We start from the raw sequence: 19,935 nt of genomic DNA, 5'->3' as shown, positions 1-19,935 counted from the left end.
GATCAAAAAACAACAAAAAACCTTAAATTTGTCATGGCTGTTTTATTGAGCTAGGTCAACTAACCGTTATATTTATTGGCTTCTTATCAGTTGTTTATATATTAAAAAATAGTTGAATGCATTGAATGTAGTAAAATTACAACATTATATTAGGTGTACAACATCAATTTATCGTAATAATGTGGCCGGTATCTGATCATTTTGTAGTGACAGACGTTTGAAAATAACAGGGGCCGTTGAGAGCAATGCAATCGCAGAAGGTAGAAAGATGAAGTTAATTGGAGCACATGTATCAGCCGCAGGCGGAGTATTCAATGCGCCGGAGAATGCTGCCAAGATTGGGGCGAATGCGTTTGCGCTCTTTACTAAGAATCAACGCCAGTGGGTCGCCAAGCCGCTAGAGGCAGATGTGATCCAGGCGTTCAAGGCGCGTTGTCTGCAATACGGCTTTTCACCGGATGCTATTTTGCCACATGACTCGTACCTGATTAATCTGGGTGCGCCCGAAACAGAGAAGCTTGAAAAGTCACGTAATGCATTTATTGATGAAATGCAGCGTTGTCAGCAGCTGGGGCTGAAATTGCTCAATTTCCACCCGGGGAGTCATCTAAAGAAAATTTCGGAACGGGAGTGTCTGGTATTGATAGCCGAATCTATCAACCTAGCCCACCAGGAGGTGTCAGATGTTGTCGCTGTGATTGAGAATACCGCAGGCCAAGGCAGTAACCTAGGCTGGCGGTTTGAACACCTGGCGGAAATTATCGATCTGGTTGAAGACAAAACACGGATTGGGATCTGCATTGATACCTGCCATACCTTTGCAGCAGGCTATGATTTGCGGACAGAGACGGCAACCGAGGCAACTTTTGCCGAGTTTGACCGGGTGGTGGGTATGACGTACTTGCGCGGAATGCATCTGAATGATTCCAAAGGGGCACTGGGCAGCCGGCTCGACCGGCACAATAGCCTGGGGGAAGGGGAGATAGGCTGGGACTGTTTCCGCTATCTGATGCAGGATAAACGCTTTGATGATATCCCATTGGTGTTGGAAACTATCAACCCGGATATCTGGCAGCAGGAGATCAAGACGCTTCGCTCCTTCATTAATGAATAAGTGGCATATACAACGGCGCATACAGCGACTCGTATTTTTTATTGATTGCACTCAACATGGGCAGTTGCCCAGGTTGAGTGCTTTTTTATCAGTGAGTTAGTTTGCAGTAAAGATATAAGGCTTTGATTGTAAGGTATTATTCGTGATGTTGTTTTTCTGGCATTAATTTTTCATAGCTCTATATGTGACGATAGATATAAATACTTTTTTCATTATCGATAGATTTCGGAGGCTCCAATGAACACTGACATGATGATTGTATATATAGGTTTTGCAGTGCGATTTCCTCAGGCTAATCGCCCAATCCAGGGGCGAGGACACTGGCGGACACCCACTCAGCATCATTCTCATCCTGAACAGAAATAGAACATGAAGAGAAGATGATTGCTCCTGATCGGCAGACCGTATTTTCTTATTGAGAAAAAGGGGACTAAAATGGACGGTCAAGTTTAGTATCAGGAGCAAGTCATGAGTCAAGAGGTGACCTGGCAGGAGTTTATTCTTCAGCAGCGAGAGCAACCTTATTTCCAGAACATTGAACAGTTTGTTGCTGCCGAGCGAGCTGCCGGGAAAGTGATCTACCCACCAGAGAAAGATGTGTTCAGTGCTTTTGATACCACACCATTTAAAGATGTTAAGGTCGTCATTTTGGGCCAGGATCCGTATCATGGTCCCGATCAGGCACATGGCCTGAGCTTTTCAGTTCGCCCCGGCGTTAAAGCCCCACCGTCCTTGGCCAATATGTATAAAGAGCTGGCCACTGATATCCCTGATTTCAATATTCCACAGCACGGTTACCTTCAGAGCTGGGCTAAGCAGGGAGTCCTGTTACTCAATACGGTTCTAACTGTTGAACAGGGCAAAGCGCACTCTCATGCCAAAGTGGGCTGGGAGACGTTCACTGATCGGGTGATTGAAACGTTGGATCTGCATCTCGAAGGGGTAGTTTTCCTGCTTTGGGGAGCGCATGCGCAAAAAAAAGGAAAGAAGATAAATAGCGACAAGCACCATATTCTGAAGTCTGCCCACCCTTCTCCATTATCTGCCTATCGTGGATTCTTTGGTTGCAAACATTTCTCTCAGGCCAATACGCTACTGGGGCAGATGAATAAGCCGGAAATTGATTGGAAGTTAGAGGATTGTTTCTGATTTACTGTGATGTGACATTTTTGTAACTCAATTGAGCGATAAACAATCAGGATCAAAGCGACTTTGCCCAGCAAGGCTTACACTCAAAATAATGTTTAAGGAAGAATATTTGGGAGGGAGCTATGATGCTGGAAAGTATTCACACCGAACATGGCTATATTAATCGGCTGTTGAACATCCTGACGCAAAAGCTGGTTGCGATCCAAAATGGTAAGCCGGTGAACTATTGCCTGATCAAAGACATTGTTGAGTATTTGCAAAAGTACGCAGAGTGCTGTCATCATCCGAAAGAAGATCTTCTGTATCGCTATTATCAGTCGCATTATGCAAGTTGTGGCGAAATGCAAAGCTTGGAAGCCGAGCATGTCGAGCTGGCTGAGTTAACCCATGACTTTGCCGACGCCGTAGATATGATCTTGATGGATGCAGTGATCCCTCTTGATGTTTTTGCCGAAAAACTCAATACCTTCGTCGCGAGACAAAAGGCTCACCTCGAGTTTGAGGAAAAGCATGTTTTACCTTTGATCCGGCGTACATTTACCGCCGAAGACTGGATTGCCGTCTCGGCTGAATACGAAGAATGTGGTTGTGATCCGTTATTCGGTGACACAGTCTCTGAACGCTACCGGAATCTGGCTGAACGGCTAAAGGCCTAGCACCAAGTTCAGGTGTGTTCCAATTCATCAAAGAGCGATCAGAAAGAAAAGCACCGGTTAATGCCGGTGCTTTGATTCGTGATATGTTGAATTAACTGATATTGATGTCGTCGGAATAATCTCTGAACATATCAATATCTTCTAATTCTTTACGAAGTCTCTGCTTGTCCTTTAGAGCTTCGATTTCACGCCACTTACGCTTAACGGGCTTGCTGCGAGCAGCACGGCGTGGTGTATCTGTTGCAAGAATGTCATCGAATGCAAAGCTATCCATAGAGCACCTCTTTCCTTACCAGATTGGTCTCTAGTTAAATATCATATTGGCAATTAAAATAAAATTGACCTGTTTCGCATTTGTTACCTGTTTATGAACTTTTTATGAGCGCTCTCTCGCAACTAGAACTCACCTGGTCAATAAGTAATCGATTGTTGCTCGGGTAATTGTTGGTAGAAGGATGAATTTTAAAGAGTTATCCACCGGTGATTCTGGTGGCGGTTTATTGCTACTACCATCAATATTCATCGTGTGGCAGGGAGATATTAGGACAGGAAAACGAGGCTATCAGCTTGTTGTATTGCGATAAGAAAATCGTGGTAACGTACTGAAATCAGTGTTGTCGCGATTGATTGAAATTGTTAATAAGAATTATTTGAACGCTTGGTTTTTACGTTTAATTCCTCGATTGCAACTCCCCATACTCCGGCTGGGCATATTGATTTTTGATGAATATCTTTGCATGATCATATGCCATCTGCAGTCATAAAACATAGATAAGCTGCATTCGGGTAGCACATACTCGCGAGGTTGAGCGAATATTGCACCTGTCATTTGCCACATAAAAAAGAACGACTAAGGTTGTTAGTAGGCAACCCTAATATTTTGATTATATTCAGTACTATTGGAAATAGGTGCTGGGAATAGTCCTTTTTATCATTTTCGAGGGGTATACGTGTCAAGCCAGATTAATTTTTTAAACGATCTGTTATGGGGCTCCGTGCTCATTTATTTGCTTATCGGGGTGGGGGTGTTTTTCACCTATCGCTTGGGGTTTATTCAGTTCCGACATTTCGGCCACATGTTCAGCGTAATGAAGAACAGCCGAAAATCAGATAAGGCTGGTATCTCTTCCTTTCAGGCATTGTGTACCAGTTTGGCGGCCCGGGTGGGAACTGGCAATATGGCTGGGGTAGCGGTGGCTTTGACCCTCGGTGGACCCGGTGCCATTTTCTGGATGTGGCTGATAGCCATGCTGGGAATGGCGACGGCATTTGCCGAAAGCGCTTTGGCGCAGTTGTACAAAACTCGAGATGACGACGGTAACTACCGAGGCGGGCCTGCCTATTATATGGAGAAAGGTCTGGGAATGCGCTGGATGGGAGTGGTGTTTTCCATTTTCCTGATCATTGCTTTTGGGCTTGTTTTCAACTCAGTGCAGGCCAATTCTATTACTCTGGCGATGAATGTAGCGTTTGGCTGGAATCCGACTTATGTCGGTGTGGTCCTGGTGCTGATGACGGGGGTGATTATCTTTGGTGGCCTGCGGGCAATCGCACGTACCGCTGAGATCCTGGTTCCGGCAATGGCGCTGTGTTACCTGGTATTGGCATTGTTTATTATGTTTACCAATCTTGGCAAGCTGCCTGACGTGCTGTTGATGATATTCCGAAGTGCTTTTGGCCTTGAGGAAGCGGCATCGGGTGCGCTGGGTTATTCCATTGCCCAGGGCATGATAAATGGCCTGAAGCGGGGCTTGTTCTCGAATGAAGCGGGCATGGGGTCGGCACCCAATGCCGCGGCATCCGCGACGCCGTATCCGCCTCACCCTGCTTCCCAGGGGTATGTGCAGATGCTCGGGGTATTCATGGATACGATTGTGATCTGCTCGGCAACGGTTGCCATCATCTTGATGTCTGGTGAATACGTACCGCATGGCGAAATCACCGGCATTGAGCTGACTCAGCGCGCACTGAGCTCGCAAGTTGGGGGGTGGGGGGCGATCTTTATCGCGGTAGCCATTTTCTTCTTTGCTTTCACCTCGCTGGTGGCTAATTATTCATACGCCGAAACCAACCTGATCTTCCTTGAGCACAATCATAAAGCAGGCTTGACAGTATTTAGGGTCGTTGTATTGGGCATGGTGATGTTCGGTGCAATCGCTGATCTTCCTACTGTGTGGGCAATGGCGGATGTCTCGATGGGGATGATGGCGATCATCAACCTGATTGCCATTGTGCTGTTATCGGGCACCGTGGTGAAGTTGGCTCAGGATTACAACAAGCAGCTGTCGCTGGGTAAGGTGCCTACGTTCGACAGCAATGATTACCCTGAGCTCCATGCTCAGTTGGAAGAAGGGATCTGGGATCAGTCAGACAAGAATTGATTGGCCCTGCCTATCAGAAAAATAATTAAAGCCACGCGACTATCGCGTGGTTTTTTTTTGCATCGGTGTTAATCTTTCGTGCAGTTAGCCTTACTGAGAATAAAGCCTTATGTTAATTGTGGTTTCTCCAGCAAAAACACTTGATTATGAATCGCCTCTGGCAACACAGAACTATACTCAGCCAGAGCTGACCGAGCATTCGGCTGAGCTTATTGAGGTGTGTAGAAAGCTAACGCCAGTGGATATTGCCAGCTTGATGAAGGTCAGTGATAAAATTGCTGGCTTGAATGCTGCCCGTTTTGCTGAATGGCAGCCGGAATTTACCTCAGATAATGCCCGCCAGGCCATTCTGGCCTTCAAGGGGGATGTCTACACGGGGTTGGCTGCAGAGACACTGTCTGATGAGGGCTTTGCCTATGCGCAACAGCATCTTCGCATGTTATCTGGTCTCTATGGTTTGTTACGGCCGCTTGACCTGATGCAGCCATATCGTCTTGAGATGGGGACTAGGCTTGCCAATTCTCGCGGTACCAATCTGTACCAATTCTGGGGGGATATCATTACCGATAAATTGAATGCTGCCCTGGCAGAGCAAGGCGACAAGCTATTGGTTAATCTGGCCTCGAACGAGTATTTTAAGTCGGTTAAACCGAAAAAACTGGATGCGCAGCTGATCACCCCGGTGTTCAAGGACTGCAAGAACGGCAATTACAAGGTTATTAGCTTTTATGCCAAAAAAGCACGAGGCATGATGGTTCGCTATATTCTTGATAATAAAATTGATTCTGTAGAAGGCCTGAAGCAGTTTGATGTCGCGGGGTACTATTTTGTTCCGGCAGAGTCGACGGACAAGGACTTGGTCTTCAAGCGGGATGAGCAGTAATTGCGGCTACATTAAATTCTTGGAAGATAAAACAAAGGCAGGGGGATTCCCTGCCTTATGTTGTTAAGGAGCGGTCTTTGGCAAGGCCTTTATTTACTCTCTGGCTTTGACTGTGCTGCTTTTTTTTTCTTCTTTGCGGCTTTCTTTACTTTTGCCGCCTTGAGCTTTTTGTCGACTTTTACTTTTTTCTTCTTAACTGTCTTCGACTTTTTGCTCGCGGGACGTAATCCGTTGATAAAGCGCTCCGGCACCTCTTCCTTCATGTAGCGGCCTACACGTTCGATCATTGACTGATCATGGGCTTCGATTAGCGAGATAGCCGTTCCTTTTTTACCTGCACGAGCTGTACGTCCGATGCGGTGCAGATAGACATCGGCAGTGCGAGGCATATCAAAGTTAATCACATGACTAACATCCGGTAGGTCGATACCACGGGCAGCAACGTCGGTTGCAAGCAGGACGTTGACTTCGCCATCGCGAAAGCGGGCGATGGCATTGTTGCGCGATATCTGCGCCATTTCGCCTTGGATCCAGCTGCATTTGATGTTCATTGCGGTTAGCTGATCACGTAGCTCACCAAGACGTTCACGTGTTTTGATAAACACGATACTGCGTTCGGCCTGATGGTTTAGGATATTTTCCAGCAGTGCCAGCTTGTGATTCATATCATCACAACGCAGGTATAGCTGGTGGATTTTTTTGCGCTCGCGACGTGAAGGCTCTGCATTGACTTCAACCGGCTCAGTCAGAATCGTTTGCGAGAATTCACGAACCCCTTTACCTTCCAGTGTTGCCGAAAACAGCAGGCTTTGGCGGCGCCAGCGGCACTCTTTGTTGATGCGCTCGACGATTTTGGTAAAGCCCATATCCAGCATTCGGTCGGCTTCATCAAGGATCAGACATTCAATGGCGCGGCAGTCAAAACGTTCTGTTTCGATGTACTCCATCAAACGGCCCGGTGTTGCCACCACGATATCCTGGGTTTTTCCCAGTAGCTCGGCATGATCGTCGTAGGAGATACCACCAGTGATCGTGAAGATTTTCTGGTTGGTGAATTTTGCCAGCGCGCGTGCCTGCTCGGCAACCTGGATTGCCAGCTCACGGGTTGGGGTTAACACCAGTACGCGAGCCGGCCCCGGTTTTTTACGCGGGAAGTCCTGTAGATGCTGAAGCATTGGCAGAAGAAATGCGGCAGTTTTTCCGGTACCGGTTGGAGCGGAAGCCAAAATATCTCTACCGTCCAGGGCATGAGGGATAGCCTGGGCCTGAACAACGGTCGGCCGGTCATAGCCGACTTCTTCAATCGCTTGTAGTAGCTCGCTATCTAACTCTAATTCGGAAAAGTCTCTCACCAGTCGTTTCTCCTCGGGAATAAGACTAACGCCAGCCATTACCCAAAAGATGCTCGGAGTAACGGCGAGAGGCATTGATATAAGGGGCGGCATTATAGAGATAATTGCCGCAAGTATCACCGATTAAAGTATAAAAACTTCGTGATAAAGTCATCTTGCACCTGCTTGGCTCAGGTATGTAGTCAAAGCTTAAGGTAAAAATCACGGGCCAGGGCTGTGAATGAAGCGGAATATTCCCCCTGGTGATGGATAGATAGCTGCTCGGTGCGCATATCACCAGGTTGTGCTGACAGCGTTATCAGCAGGCGGCTGACGGGCTTTTTCTCAGTGCTGCGGACTTCACATAGCCGGCGGCAGAAAAGTTGATAAGACGGTGCTAATTCGATGAGTTGCCTACCTTCATTCACGGGGAGGATAAGGCTGGCGGATCCTGTTTCACTGAGCAAGTGCCGGATAGTAACCAGCAGCTTTGAGTGGGTCAGGCTGCCGGTATGGCGAGCGGTCGCCCGAGACTGGCACTCAGCCAATATACCTGAATTAAAATACGGGGGATTGCAGATGATTGTGCTGAAGCAGCCGGCTGGCTGCTGGGTTGCCCAGAGCTCGATATTTTGTTCAATGCAGTGAAGGCGCTCAGACCACGGTGATTGCACGAAGTTTTGGTTAGCCGCGTTGGCGGCTGCGTGATCAATTTCGACAGCTACAATTGGAGGGGCTGTCGCGGCTGTGCGCTGAGCCGCAATCAATGCCAATAGTCCGCTGCCGGTACCAATATCGAGGAGCGGGCCATGCAGAGATAGTTCCGCCCAAGCCCCCAGGAGTACTCCGTCGGTACTGACCGGCATCCCACAGCCAAAATCATCAACGTGGAACTGTTTGAAAGTAAAACCTTTTGCCATCTGAATCTCCGGAAAATTCAATATTGGCAGCCTTTTTCCGTTCAAACTGGCTGCCAGCACCATTGGATCAGCATTATAACCAGTTAGCTTTGGGCTGAAGAGTATTTTAATTTTGTTAATTTGTTGTTGTTTGGATATTAATGCTATTTTTTATCTTTTTAATAACCGTTATTTCTTGGTGGTATGTTTTTGATTTGGCTTTCAGATTGGTTTGTTATGCTGGTTTTTGAGGTTGCGAGCCAAAGATTGTGGTGTTTTTGACTGGGTGGTTGCTTATTGTTCTCTTTTTCTTCATTATGCTGCGATACATGTCACATTTAGCAATAAGTAAATTGTGACAAATAATTCTAAATACGCAGACACAACATATACAGACAGAGTGGAAGGTGCAGTTTGAAAAAAACACTCAAAACAACAGACATACTAGCGTTAGGTTTTATGACCTTCGCGTTCTTTTTAGGGGCTGGTAATATCATTTTCCCACCTCAGGCGGGTCAACAAGCCGGTGAACATTTAGTTCCTGCTATGCTTGGCTTCCTTTCGACGGGGGTAAGCTTACCGCTTATTGCTATTATTGCCGTAGCATTGGCTGGTGGTTGGAAAGGCCTGACCCGTGATTTGCCGTCCAAGGCAGCAACGCTGCTTGCGGTATTGATTTTTATCGTTATAGGTCCTGCATTCGCAGCACCGCGTGCTGGTCTCGTAGCTTACGAGATGGGTGTGAAACCGTTTATTGCAGATGCCGGTCAGCTTAGCCTAACTATTTTCTCTATTGTCTTTTTTGCTATCGCTCTGTTTCTCTCTCGCTCGCGCGGCAACTTGGTCGATATGGTTGGTAAGTTCCTGACCCCGATTTTGTTTGTTGCCCTTGTTGCTCTGGCTATCGCTGTTGTGGTTAATCCACAAGATGCTATTGAAGCGGCGAAAGGCGATTACATCGAAATGCCATTCATTAAAGGTTTCGTTGAAGGTTACAACACGCTAGATGCTGTTGCTGCCTTGCTGTTTGGTATGGTAATTGTTGATGCGGTTCGTAGTAAAGGCGTGACGGATGAGACGGCGACACGTAAGTATCTTATTTGTGCAGGTTTGATTGCTGCTGCAGGCCTGGCTTTTGTTTACGTATCACTGTTCTATCTTGGTGCTACAAGTGTTGAAATAGCCGCGAATGCCGCGAACGGTGGTGATATTCTAGCGATTTATGTTGCAGCACTGTTTGGTCCTGCCGGACAGATGATTTTGTCACTGATCGTTTTATTGGCTTGTTTGACGACAGTTGTTGGTCTGATAAGCGCTTGTTCCGAGTACTTCTCGACACTAACTAGTTGGTCATACGAGAAATGGGTAACAGTACTTGCTGTGATTTGCTGTGTGGTAGCCAATGTAGGTTTGAACCAGTTAATCAAAATTTCCTTACCAGCACTGTTTGCTTTGTATCCGATTGCGATGGCTTTGGTTATTTTAACGTTTATCCGTCGGTGGTTGCCGAATCCAGCATTGTCATACCGAGTGGTTATGTTGGTAGCGTTGTCATTCAGCATGATTGATGCTGCTAAGGTGTCAGGCTTTGATGTTACGGCATTTAAAATTATTCCGTTATTTGACTACGGTATGGCATGGTTGCTTCCAACCACAATTGCTTTGGTAATTACACGCTTTGTGGGTGGTTCTTCTATCCAGGCAGAACAACAGACGGCTTAATTAGTCTGTTGAAAAACACTACGGGATGCCAATGGCATCCCGTTTTTTTTGGAGGCGAGGCGGATTACAGCGTTTCGCTGTATTCTGTTAGGATTTGCTCGCACCATTGGGTGATACGATCATCACTGAACTCATACTGGCTGTCTTCATCCAGCGCCAAGCCGACAAAAAACGCCTTATCGGCGGTCAAGGCTTTTGAGGCTTCAAACTGATAGCCTTCGTTAGGCCAGTAGCCGACAAAGTTTGCGCCAGTAGGAAGCAGTTTGTTATGCAGCATGCCCATCGCATCGAGGAACCACTCGGTATAGCCTTCCTGATCACCAAGGCCGAACAGGGCGACGGTTTTTCCTTCTAGCGTTACTCCGTCCAGTTGCTCCCATACGGCTTCCCAGTCTTCCTGCAACTCACCAAAGTCCCATGTCGAGATCCCTAGGATCAGCATGTCGAAATTATTCATCGTGCTGATATCTGCATCTTTGATGTTGTGCAGCTCGACCAGCTCTGCGCCGATACAGTCACGGATTTTCTCTGCTGCCATTTCGGTGTAACAGGTGGTTGAGCCGTAGAATAAGCCAATTTTCATGCTGCTAGTCCAGTTGGTTTGTGCATTAGAACAATAGCCGGAGATTTTACCTAGGTTGAAGGCTATTGACTAATTCTGTGTGCTGCTGCTTGGCATTGGCGCTAAGTTAAGTCAATTTAGTTATCAAGCTGTTGATAGGTTTGACCGTGAAATGACAAGTTACTTTTGCCTTTAAATAGACTACCATGACAAAACTACTGTGTATTTATCCATGCATTATGGATTGGTCGATTGGTTAGAGGTTGTGGTGGAAAACGACGAAGTGGTCATTGAGCGGTTTCTCGATGCAATGTGGATGGAGAGGGGGTTGTCTGAAAATACCCTCACTTCGTACCGCAACGACTTAAGCAAACTGCGCCGTTGGATCGAGCAGGAAGAGCTCAGCTTTGAGAGCGCCTCGGTGGACGATTTACAGCGTTACCAGCAATGGTTGTTTGACGCTGGCTATAAGCAGACCTCCCGTGCCCGGATGGTCTCGGCGATCCGGCGGCTCTACCAGTATTTGCACCGGGAGAAAGTTCGGGAGGATGACCCCAGTGTGATGCTGGTCAGTCCGAGGCTGCCTAAGCGACTGCCGAAAGATATCAGCGAAGAGCAGGTTGATGCCCTGCTAGATGCGCCCGATCCCAATGATCCGATTGAGCTTCGGGACAAGGCGATGCTGGAGCTGCTCTATGCGACAGGGTTGCGTGTAACTGAGTTGGTCAGTCTGACGATGGAAAATGTCAGCCTGCGCCAGGGGGTGGTACGGGTCATCGGTAAAGGCAACAAAGAACGGCTGGTCCCGATGGGAGAAAATGCCGTTGACTGGATTGAGCAATTTCTTGAGACCGGTCGTCCGCAGTTGCTGGGCGAGAAAAGCTCTGATGTTGTGTTTCCTAGCAAGCGTGCCAAGCAGATGACACGACAGACCTTCTGGCACCGGATAAAGCACTACGCCGTGTTGGCAGGTATTGACTCGGATAAACTCTCTCCCCATGTAATGCGCCATGCTTTTGCTACGCATTTACTTAATTACGGTGCTGATCTACGGGTTGTCCAGATGCTGCTTGGTCATAGCGATTTGTCTACCACGCAAATCTATACCCATGTGGCAACAGAGCGACTCAAGCAACTGCACGAAACACATCATCCAAGGGCTTGATGAGCTGCCGTAGGGCTAAAGCGTTAAATGCGATATACTGGTTGCTTATAAATGGGATGGTTATACTGAAAGAGCCGATTTATTAATTGAACTATGAAAGATTTTCGGACTCTTAAGGGTCTTATTGGTTATCCATAATTTTGCTGAAAGGAAATAGTCGAATGCACTTTTTTGGCCGTACGATACTTGCAACTGCTGTGGCACTCACTGCTTTTACAGCAGCGGCTAAACCTGATGATGCTGCAATCAAGACGAAACTGAGTGGATTGGGACTTGCTCCGGTCTCTATTACACCATCTCCGTTTTCTGGTCTGAATGAAGTGGTGACAGACCGTGGGATCATTTATGTTTCTGATGACGGTAACTATTTCCTTGCTGGCCAGCTATACAAAAATGATGGTGCTCAGCCCGTCAACCTGACGGAGCAGAAAATGGCCAAGCTGAACAAGGTCAAGTTGAAAGGCATGGAAGACGAGATGATCGTGTACCCTGCCAAAGATGAGAAATATGTCGTTACCGTATTCACCGATACCAGCTGTGGTTACTGCCGCAAGCTTCATAGTGAAATGCAGTCCTATAATGATGCCGGTATCACTATTCGTTACTTGGCTTTCCCGCGTGGTGGCGAACGTTCGCGCAACTTTGCCGAGATGAGCGCTATCTGGGGAGCGAAAGATACAGCCAAGGCGATGAATGATGCCAAGAACGGCCAGTTTGATATCAGTAGTACTGCCCAGCGCGAAGATCTTGTTCGCAAACACTATCAGCTTGGTGTAGCAATGGGAGTCAGCGGTACCCCGGCGATGATTTTGGAAGACGGTACCATGCTGCCGGGCTACCAGCCTGCCGGTATGCTGCGCAAGATGTTAGATAGCCGAAGCTAACAGTATTGGCAAGCGTTTATACCAACCCGAATTCGAGAGATCGAATTCGGGTTTTTTATATTGGGTATAGCACCTATAATGCCTAGAACCTAGAACCTAGAACCTAGAACCCTTACCCCTCGTGCACAGCACCGGGTACTTACCCAGCATAGACTTAGCCTTGTTATGATTGAAATTAAACGTCGCCCACCGGCCGATACCGCCGGCTTTTCTGATGCAATCCACCCGCTGTTAAAGCGGATTTATGCCAGCCGAGGTTTGGTCGGTGATGCTGATCTTGAGCGCGGAGCCCGCGGTCTGCTGGGATTTAACCAGCTATACGGCATTGAACCTGCCGTGCAGCTGCTGGTGTCGGCACTGGCGGATAACCTGCGGATCATCATCGTCGGTGATTTTGATGCTGACGGAGCAACGAGCGCAGCGCTGTCTGTGTTGGCGCTTAAAATGTTGGGCTGCCGTAATGTTGATTACCTGGTTCCCAACCGTTTTGATGATGGTTATGGTTTGAGTCCGGAGGTGGTTGCTCAGGTAGAAGAACGAGGCGCCGAGCTGATCATGACGGTGGATAATGGCGTTTCGTCTATTGCGGGCGTGGCGGCTGCGAAAGCCAAGGGTATCCAGGTATTGGTGACTGATCATCATTTGCCGGGGGGAGAATTACCGCTTGCTGATGCAATTGTGAACCCTAATCTGCATGAATGCGGTTTCCCTTCCAAGTCGCTCTGTGGTGTCGGTGTGGCGTTTTATCTTATGCTGGCATTGCGGGCAGAGTTGCGCCAAAACGGATGGTTTGGCCAGCAGGGGATTGCGGAGCCTAATTTGGCCGAATTGCTGGATTTGGTGGCATTGGGTACTGTTGCTGATGTTGTCGCTCTGGATGGCAATAATCGCATATTGGTCCATCAGGGGCTGCAGCGAATTCGTGCCGGTAAATGTCGTCCGGGGATTCAGGCGCTGATTGAGGTAGCCAAGCGCGATCCGGCACGACTGGTGTCGAGCGACCTGGGGTTTGCTCTTGGCCCTCGAATAAATGCCGCAGGACGTCTGGATGACATGTCGTTCGGCGTTGAGCTGCTGCTTAGTGACAATATTCAGGCTGCCCGGCGAATGGCATCGGAACTTGATGCATTGAACCAGACTCGAAAAGAAATCGAGCACGGCATGAAGGAAGAGGCCTTGGCTATCTGCGAGCGTCTTCAATTCAATCAGAAAGATATGCCCTATGGTTTGGCGCTGTTCCAGCGTGACTGGCATCAGGGGGTAATTGGTATTCTGGCTTCACGGATCAAGGAGCTGTATCACCGTCCGGTGATAGCCTTTGCCGATACCGGCAATGGCGAAATCAAAGGCTCGTGTCGTTCTATTCCTGGCCTGCATATGCGTGATGTACTTGATCTTATCGATACCCAGAACCCGGGAATGATAGCTAAGTTTGGTGGTCATGCCATGGCGGCAGGGCTGACAATCCCCGAAGACAAACTGGCCGCTTTTAGCAAGGCGTTTGATCTGGCGGTGCGCAAGGAGCTGGATGAAGACGCGCTCAAGGGTGTTTTGTTGTCCGATGGTGAGCTAGATAGCCATGAGTTGAATTTGCAAACGGCTGAATTGCTGCGATCGGGCGGTCCTTGGGGGCAGCAATTCCCTGAGCCAATGTTTGATGGCAAGTTTCGCCTGCTACACCAGAAGCTGGTGGGTGGCAAGCATCTGAAAATGATGCTTGAGCCTATGACGGGGGGCAGTGTTATCGATGGTATTGCCTTCAATATTGATATTCGCTGCTGGCCGGATGCCTCGGTGCAGCAAGTTCAGTTAGTGTACCGCCTGGATGTAAACGAATTTCGGGGTAATAGCAGTGCCCAGCTGATGATTGAGCATATCGAAGCCGTATAATCGAAGCCGATAGCGGCGCTTTCCGGCGCCGTAACTGTGAGCAAGATCATAAGACTCTTGCCGCAAAGAGGGTAAACAGATTATTTCAAGATGGTGACAACACTGTTTCTGTGACTAAGGTTGAAAAATAAATTCATCGATAACCTTTCTTCTCCTCTGTATATTCTATCTACAATTCGATAGAATTCATCGGTTATGTCCGTTTCGGCTATGAAGAGTGGCAATGTTCGAGATTAATCCTATTAAAAACCGACTTGAGGATGTGTCAGTACGTACTGATATCCTTAGGGGGTACCTTTGACTATGATGCCAAGAAAGAGCATCTAGAAGAGGTCAATGCAGAGCTAGAGCAACCAGATGTATGGAATGAGCCAGAGCGTGCTCAGGCTCTGGGTAAAGAACGCGCAGCACTAGAGGCTGTGGTTGATACTATCGATCAGCTGGATCAAGGCGTTGAAGACGTTGAAGGTCTGCTTGAGCTGGCCGTTGAAGAAGCCGATCAGGAAACATTTGACGAGATCGAGCCGGAACTGGCTGAACTGGAAGCCAAGCTTGCTAAGCTGGAATTCCGCCGAATGTTTGCTGGCGACCACGACGAATCAGATTGTTATATCGACCTTCAGGCGGGCTCTGGTGGCACTGAGGCTCAGGACTGGACCTCGATGCTGCTGCGCATGTATTTGCGTTGGGCAGATGCGAAGGGCTTCAAGACTGAAGTTATCGAAGTGTCCGAAGGTGAAGTCGCAGGCCTGAAGTCAGCAACCGTCCGTATTAGTGGCGAGTATGCTTACGGTTGGCTGCGTACCGAAACCGGTGTCCACCGTCTGGTACGTAAATCACCGTTCGATTCAGGCGGACGTCGTCATACCTCATTTGCCTCAGCGTTTATTTACCCTGAAGTTGATGACAACATTGCCATCGATATTAATCCATCAGATTTGCGTATCGACGTATACCGTGCATCCGGTGCGGGTGGTCAGCACGTCAACACCACCGAGTCTGCGGTGCGTATTACTCACCTACCGACCAATACTGTGGTGCAGTGCCAGAATGACCGTTCTCAGCACAAGAACAAAGATCAGGCGATGAAACAGCTGAAAGCAAAACTGTTCGAGCTTGAGATGCAAAAACAAAATGCTGAGAAGCAGGCCAACGAAGATTCGAAGTCTGACATTGGCTGGGGCAGCCAGATCCGTTCATACGTACTGGATGACTCCCGTATTAAAGATTTGCGTACCGGGGTGGAAAATCGTAACACCCAAGCGGTACTGGACGGTGACTTAGACCGTTTTATTGAAGCTAGCCTGAAATCAGGTCTGTAACCGAATTCGGTTAAAAATTTAAGGTTAACCCATGACTGATCAATTACAAGATGAGAATAAGCTGATTGCCGAGCGTCGCGCGAAACTGGATATGATTCGCGAGAACTGTAAGGCTTCTGGCCACCCGAATGATTTCCGTCGCGATAGCTTAGCGGCAGACCTGCAGGCTAAATTTGGCGAACTATCGAAAGAAGAGCTGGAAGAAGCGGGCAACGTAGTTGCTATCGCAGGCCGTATTATGGCCAAGCGTGGTCCATTCCTGGCGATCCAGGATGTGTCTGGTCGTATCCAGGCATACGCTGACAAAACGGTTCAGAAAGAGCTTAAAGAAAAATACTCTGGCTTGGATATCGGTGACATCATCGGTATTAAAGGTGCACTGCATAAGTCAGGTAAAGGCGATCTTTACGTGAACATGGATGAGTACGTTTTGCTGACTAAAGCATTGCGTCCGCTTCCGGAAAAATTCCACGGCCTAACGGATCAGGAAATGCGCTATCGCCAGCGTTACGTTGACCTGATTGTTAACGAAGACTCTCGCAAAGCTATGATGATGCGTTCTAGTGTTGTCAGCGCGATCCGTAACTTCATGACCACGAAAGGTTTCATGGAAGTTGAAACGCCAATGATGCACGTGATCCCGGGTGGCGCGACAGCACGTCCGTTCATTACGCACCATAATGCGCTAGATATCGATATGTACCTGCGTGTTGCACCAGAGCTTTACCTGAAGCGATTGGTTGTTGGTGGCTTCGAGCGTGTGTTCGAAATTAACCGTAACTTCCGTAACGAAGGTTTGTCTCCTCGCCATAACCCTGAATTCACTATGATGGAATTCTATATGGCGTATGCAGACTACAACGATCTGATGGATCTGACCGAAGAAATGCTAAGCAGCATCGCGACGGATCTTTGTGGTTCGCCAAAACTACCATACGGTGAACATGAGATTGACTTTGGTGGTCCATACACTCGTATGAGCATGCTAGATGCAATCAAACTGTACAATCCCGACCATGCTGTGATCCAGGCGCTGACTTATGAGCAAGTTGCTGATCGTGAGCACATGGCAGACATCGCTCGTGGTTTAGATATCTACGTTGAGAAGTTCTGGACCTGTGGTCAGCTACTGGAAGAGATCTTTGGTGAAACGGCTGAGCCTCAGCTAATGCAGCCAACGTTCATCACTGAGTACCCAGCAGATATTTCTCCGCTGGCGCGTCGTAATGATGATAACGACTTCATTACTGACCGTTTTGAGTTCTTTATCGGTGGCCGCGAAGTCGCGAATGGCTTCTCTGAGCTTAACGATGCACAAGACCAAGACGAGCGTTTCAAGGCACAGGTTAATGCTAAAGACGCCGGTGATGATGAAGCAATGTACTACGATGCCGACTACATTACGGCACTGGAGCACGGCCTGCCACCGACAGCTGGCCAGGGTATTGGTATCGACCGTCTGGTGATGCTGTTTACCAACACGCACACGATTCGTGACGTGATTTTGTTCCCGGCAATGCGCCCTCAGAGCAATGCTTAATACCTGATAAGGTATGTCTCGATATCATAAGCCACCCCCCGAGGGTGGCTTTTTTATATAAAAAATCAGAGCTTTATCAGAAAGATATACCCCTTATTGCATCTGGTTAGTGTATTATTGCCGGCAAATCAATTCTTGCCCCGAATAATCAACAATAAGGGATTACCATGAAATTCCGCATTGCGTCATTGGCCATTGCTACTACTTTGTTATCTGGTTGTATGACAACCAAGCTAGTTCCGCCACCGTCGGATTTTGTCGGCAACCTGCCTGACGAATACAAAGCAAAACTCAATACGCTGAATGATCAGCCCTCCACGCCGTTCCGAGGTGGTGTCCAGACTTTCCAGTTTGACGAAGCTGCGTCTTTGTTGACGGTTGTTTACCGCTTACCCAATCCGCGCTGGTATTGGAATATACGTAAATCAGAAGCGGAAAAAGATGTCTTTCCATACGTTTGCGAGCAGTTTGGTGGCGTAATAGACCATGGATTGGGTGTACGCTATTGGTACGTCGGCAATGCCGGTTTCACCACGGATGTTGTTACAACAGAAATTTGTGCCCAGATCGAACAGTCTAAAGATAGCTAATTATTGCTAAATTTTACCACCTCTTCAGTTGCCGCGACTGAGAAAGCGGCAAGGAGAGGTGCTTTTCTTACGCCTTCCCCGATTTCCAATAGTGGAAAATGTTCACTTTTTATTCCTATAGTGGATTAATGTGTGTGATTTAATTCACATTACCAGTATTTTCCGCCTTCATAAACAGAATGATATTCTGCGAATATTGTTCTATTTCTCTTACTGATAAGTTTCAGATATCTAAATGATTTAGCCTGTTATGCTGTAATTTGTTTGATCTAATAGTGTTTAATTTTGTGTTTGGTTTGTGATTTATTTGTAAAGATTATTCTTTCCAGTCGAATTGATCTGTGTAAAATGTCGCCCAACCCACGAAGAACAGTGGGAACAGGAAGTAAGTAAAACTTAAACAAGCACAACCTACTGGAGATGGACGATGAAGAAATCGCTATCAGGAAAAATATTTGCAGGCCTATTTGCTGGTCTGATTATCGGTACCGCAATTCAGTACCTGTTTAACGGCGTGACATTGATGGATACCTACGCACTTGGCTTGGCCGAAGGTGCTGGCGGGATGTTCGTATCACTCATTAAGCTATTGGTCGTGCCATTGGTTTATGTCTCGATTGTATGCGGTATCGTTGATCTGAAAGACATCACGGCATTTGGTCGCTTGGGTGGTAAAACCTTTGGTCTCTACATTATTAATACCATCATCGCGATTACTGCTGCCCTGACGGTTGGGATGATTTTCCAGCCAGGTGCAGATGCGAACTTGGCAGGTACGGTCTCAGAAGCCGTTGAGCTGACAACGACTGAAACCCCGGACATTTTTTCACTGATTGTTAACATCGTCCCTAGCAACCCAGTACAAGCTTTTGCCAGTGGAGATATGTTGCAAATTATCTTCATGGCTATTCTGACAGGTCTTGCTATTCAGGCTCTTGATAGTCGCGGTGGCCCAGCCATCAAGACATTCAAGATGGCTAATGAAATTATGATGAAGCTGGTTGGCCTGGTGATGAGCCTGGCACCGTTTGGTGTATTTGCCCTGATGATTCAGCTTGGTGCTACACTGGATGGCAACACCTTGATGTCGGTCGCTGGTTATGTCGCACTAGTTGTAGCCATGTTGGTGTTCTGGATTTTCTTCTTCTATCCGATGATGGTTGGTCTGACTACGGGGATCAAACCGTCTCAGTTCCTGCGTCATACCCGTGAGCAGATCCTGTTCTCTCTATCAACAGCAAGCTCGAATGCAACCATTCCGGTTACGATGCGCACTCTGACAGATAAGATTGGTGTGTCGAAGTCAGTTGCTGGTTTTGGTGTACCGCTCGGTGCGACTATGAACATGTCGGGCGTATCTATCTATATCGCATTGGCGACTATCTTCGTTGCTAACGCTTTTGGCCAACCTATCAACAGTGCTGACCTGTTTACTCTGGGGCTGACTATTTTGCTGCTGTCTATCGGTGCTGGTGGTGTTCCTGGTGGTGGTGTGGTTATGGTTGGTGTGTTGCTTCACCAACTAGGTCTACCGCCAGAAGGTCTAGCGATTGTCGCTGCTGTTGACCGTATCAACGATATGTTCTGTACTAGTTCAAACGTGGTCGGTGATACTGCTGTTAATACCATCGTAGCGAAAAGTGAGAATGAAATTGGTATTGAAACGTCCGATGCTCCGGCCGAGACAGTAACAGTGAGTTAACTCACAGTAAGATGATGATTTAAAAGCGCCTTCGGGCGCTTTTTGCGTTTTGGTACGATAAATAATGTGAAACCATTACCAAGATATTAATTATAATAGTAAACGAGTTGCATTATTTTGAGAGAGCGACTTATCATCAAGTAAG

The 19,935-nt window shown here is 47.6% G+C and carries 17 protein-coding genes; 13 read left to right on the top strand and 4 right to left on the bottom strand.

Annotated elements, in window-relative coordinates; all coding sequences use genetic code 11:
- Window positions 1–268 precede the first annotated feature (268 nt).
- The 3 genes from nfo (at window position 269) to EDI28_RS18215 (ending at window position 2,919) form a co-directional block, all read left to right on the top strand.
- Window positions 269–1,114, top strand: coding sequence for a deoxyribonuclease IV (gene nfo, locus EDI28_RS18225; RefSeq protein ID WP_128785320.1), 846 nt, complete (start codon window positions 269–271; stop codon window positions 1,112–1,114).
- 468 nt (window positions 1,115–1,582) lie between these two features.
- Window positions 1,583–2,263 (top strand): uracil-DNA glycosylase, encoded by a 681-nt coding sequence (gene ung / locus EDI28_RS18220; RefSeq protein WP_128785319.1) that lies wholly within the window; start codon window positions 1,583–1,585, stop codon window positions 2,261–2,263.
- A 122-nt stretch (window positions 2,264–2,385) separates the two neighbouring features.
- Window positions 2,386–2,919: a hemerythrin domain-containing protein gene (locus tag EDI28_RS18215; protein WP_128785318.1), complete on the top strand. Its 534-nt coding sequence runs from the start codon at window positions 2,386–2,388 to the stop codon at window positions 2,917–2,919.
- 91 nt (window positions 2,920–3,010) lie between these two features.
- Here the strand turns inward: EDI28_RS18215 and EDI28_RS18210 are convergent, their stop codons facing one another.
- Window positions 3,011–3,193 carry a DUF3545 family protein gene (locus tag EDI28_RS18210; protein ID WP_128785317.1) on the bottom strand — a complete coding sequence of 61 codons (183 nt, stop codon included), beginning with the start codon at window positions 3,191–3,193 and terminating at the stop codon, window positions 3,011–3,013.
- 676 nt (window positions 3,194–3,869) lie between these two features.
- Between EDI28_RS18210 and EDI28_RS18205 the strand changes: the two genes are divergently transcribed.
- Entirely contained in the window at window positions 3,870–5,300 is a 1,431-nt protein-coding gene (locus tag EDI28_RS18205) for an alanine/glycine:cation symporter family protein (protein WP_128785316.1), read from the top strand.
- A 109-nt stretch (window positions 5,301–5,409) separates the two neighbouring features.
- Window positions 5,410–6,183 carry a peroxide stress protein YaaA gene (gene yaaA, locus EDI28_RS18200; protein WP_128785315.1) on the top strand — a complete coding sequence of 258 codons (774 nt, stop codon included), beginning with the start codon at window positions 5,410–5,412 and terminating at the stop codon, window positions 6,181–6,183.
- Window positions 6,184–6,272: 89 nt separating this feature from the next.
- Here the strand turns inward: yaaA and srmB are convergent, their stop codons facing one another.
- On the bottom strand, window positions 6,273–7,535 hold the full coding sequence (gene srmB, locus EDI28_RS18195) for an ATP-dependent RNA helicase SrmB (RefSeq protein WP_128785314.1): 1,263 nt from the start codon (window positions 7,533–7,535) through the stop codon (window positions 6,273–6,275).
- Window positions 7,536–7,717: 182 nt separating this feature from the next.
- Window positions 7,718–8,434 carry a tRNA1(Val) (adenine(37)-N6)-methyltransferase gene (locus EDI28_RS18190; protein ID WP_128785313.1) on the bottom strand — a complete coding sequence of 239 codons (717 nt, stop codon included), beginning with the start codon at window positions 8,432–8,434 and terminating at the stop codon, window positions 7,718–7,720.
- A 393-nt stretch (window positions 8,435–8,827) separates the two neighbouring features.
- Here EDI28_RS18190 and brnQ point away from each other — a divergent pair, with 393 nt between their 5' ends.
- Complete coding sequence (gene brnQ, locus EDI28_RS18185) at window positions 8,828–10,135, top strand: branched-chain amino acid transport system II carrier protein (RefSeq protein ID WP_128785312.1); 1,308 nt, start codon at window positions 8,828–8,830, stop codon at window positions 10,133–10,135.
- Window positions 10,136–10,199: 64 nt separating this feature from the next.
- On the opposite strand, the gene fldB is transcribed toward brnQ, so the two are convergent.
- Complete coding sequence (gene fldB / locus EDI28_RS18180; protein ID WP_128785311.1) at window positions 10,200–10,718, bottom strand: flavodoxin FldB; 519 nt, start codon at window positions 10,716–10,718, stop codon at window positions 10,200–10,202.
- Window positions 10,719–10,929: 211 nt separating this feature from the next.
- Here fldB and xerD point away from each other — a divergent pair, with 211 nt between their 5' ends.
- The 7 genes from xerD (at window position 10,930) to EDI28_RS18145 (ending at window position 19,790) form a co-directional block, all read left to right on the top strand.
- Window positions 10,930–11,862: a site-specific tyrosine recombinase XerD gene (gene xerD, locus EDI28_RS18175; protein WP_128785310.1), complete on the top strand. Its 933-nt coding sequence runs from the start codon at window positions 10,930–10,932 to the stop codon at window positions 11,860–11,862.
- A gap of 161 nt (window positions 11,863–12,023) precedes the next feature.
- Window positions 12,024–12,746: a bifunctional protein-disulfide isomerase/oxidoreductase DsbC gene (dsbC, locus tag EDI28_RS18170; RefSeq protein ID WP_128785309.1), complete on the top strand. Its 723-nt coding sequence runs from the start codon at window positions 12,024–12,026 to the stop codon at window positions 12,744–12,746.
- A 165-nt stretch (window positions 12,747–12,911) separates the two neighbouring features.
- On the top strand, window positions 12,912–14,636 hold the full coding sequence (gene recJ / locus EDI28_RS18165) for a single-stranded-DNA-specific exonuclease RecJ (RefSeq protein ID WP_128785308.1): 1,725 nt from the start codon (window positions 12,912–12,914) through the stop codon (window positions 14,634–14,636).
- A gap of 223 nt (window positions 14,637–14,859) precedes the next feature.
- Window positions 14,860–15,958 (top strand): peptide chain release factor 2 gene (prfB, locus tag EDI28_RS18160; protein ID WP_128785307.1). Its coding sequence is split into 2 segments (ribosomal slippage): window positions 14,860–14,934 and window positions 14,936–15,958, totalling 1,098 coding nucleotides; the frame shifts between segments, so codons are not numbered across the junction.
- A 31-nt stretch (window positions 15,959–15,989) separates the two neighbouring features.
- Window positions 15,990–17,498, top strand: a complete 1,509-nt coding sequence (lysS, locus tag EDI28_RS18155) for a lysine--tRNA ligase (protein ID WP_128785306.1) — start codon at window positions 15,990–15,992, stop codon at window positions 17,496–17,498.
- 167 nt (window positions 17,499–17,665) lie between these two features.
- Entirely contained in the window at window positions 17,666–18,088 is a 423-nt protein-coding gene (locus EDI28_RS18150; protein WP_128785305.1) for a hypothetical protein, read from the top strand.
- Between the two features lie 427 nt (window positions 18,089–18,515).
- The gene (locus tag EDI28_RS18145; protein ID WP_128785304.1) at window positions 18,516–19,790 is read left to right on the top strand and encodes a dicarboxylate/amino acid:cation symporter; all 1,275 of its coding nucleotides are present in this window, start codon (window positions 18,516–18,518) and stop codon (window positions 19,788–19,790) included.
- Window positions 19,791–19,935: the final 145 nt, after the last annotated feature.

It is taken from the genome of Photobacterium chitinilyticum, from assembly GCF_004104355.1.
In the GTDB taxonomy this organism is placed as follows: Bacteria; Pseudomonadota; Gammaproteobacteria; order Enterobacterales; family Vibrionaceae; genus Photobacterium; species Photobacterium chitinilyticum.
The sequence above is the reverse complement of the archived record's forward strand: the minus strand, read 5'-3'. Positions and strand labels throughout refer to the sequence as shown.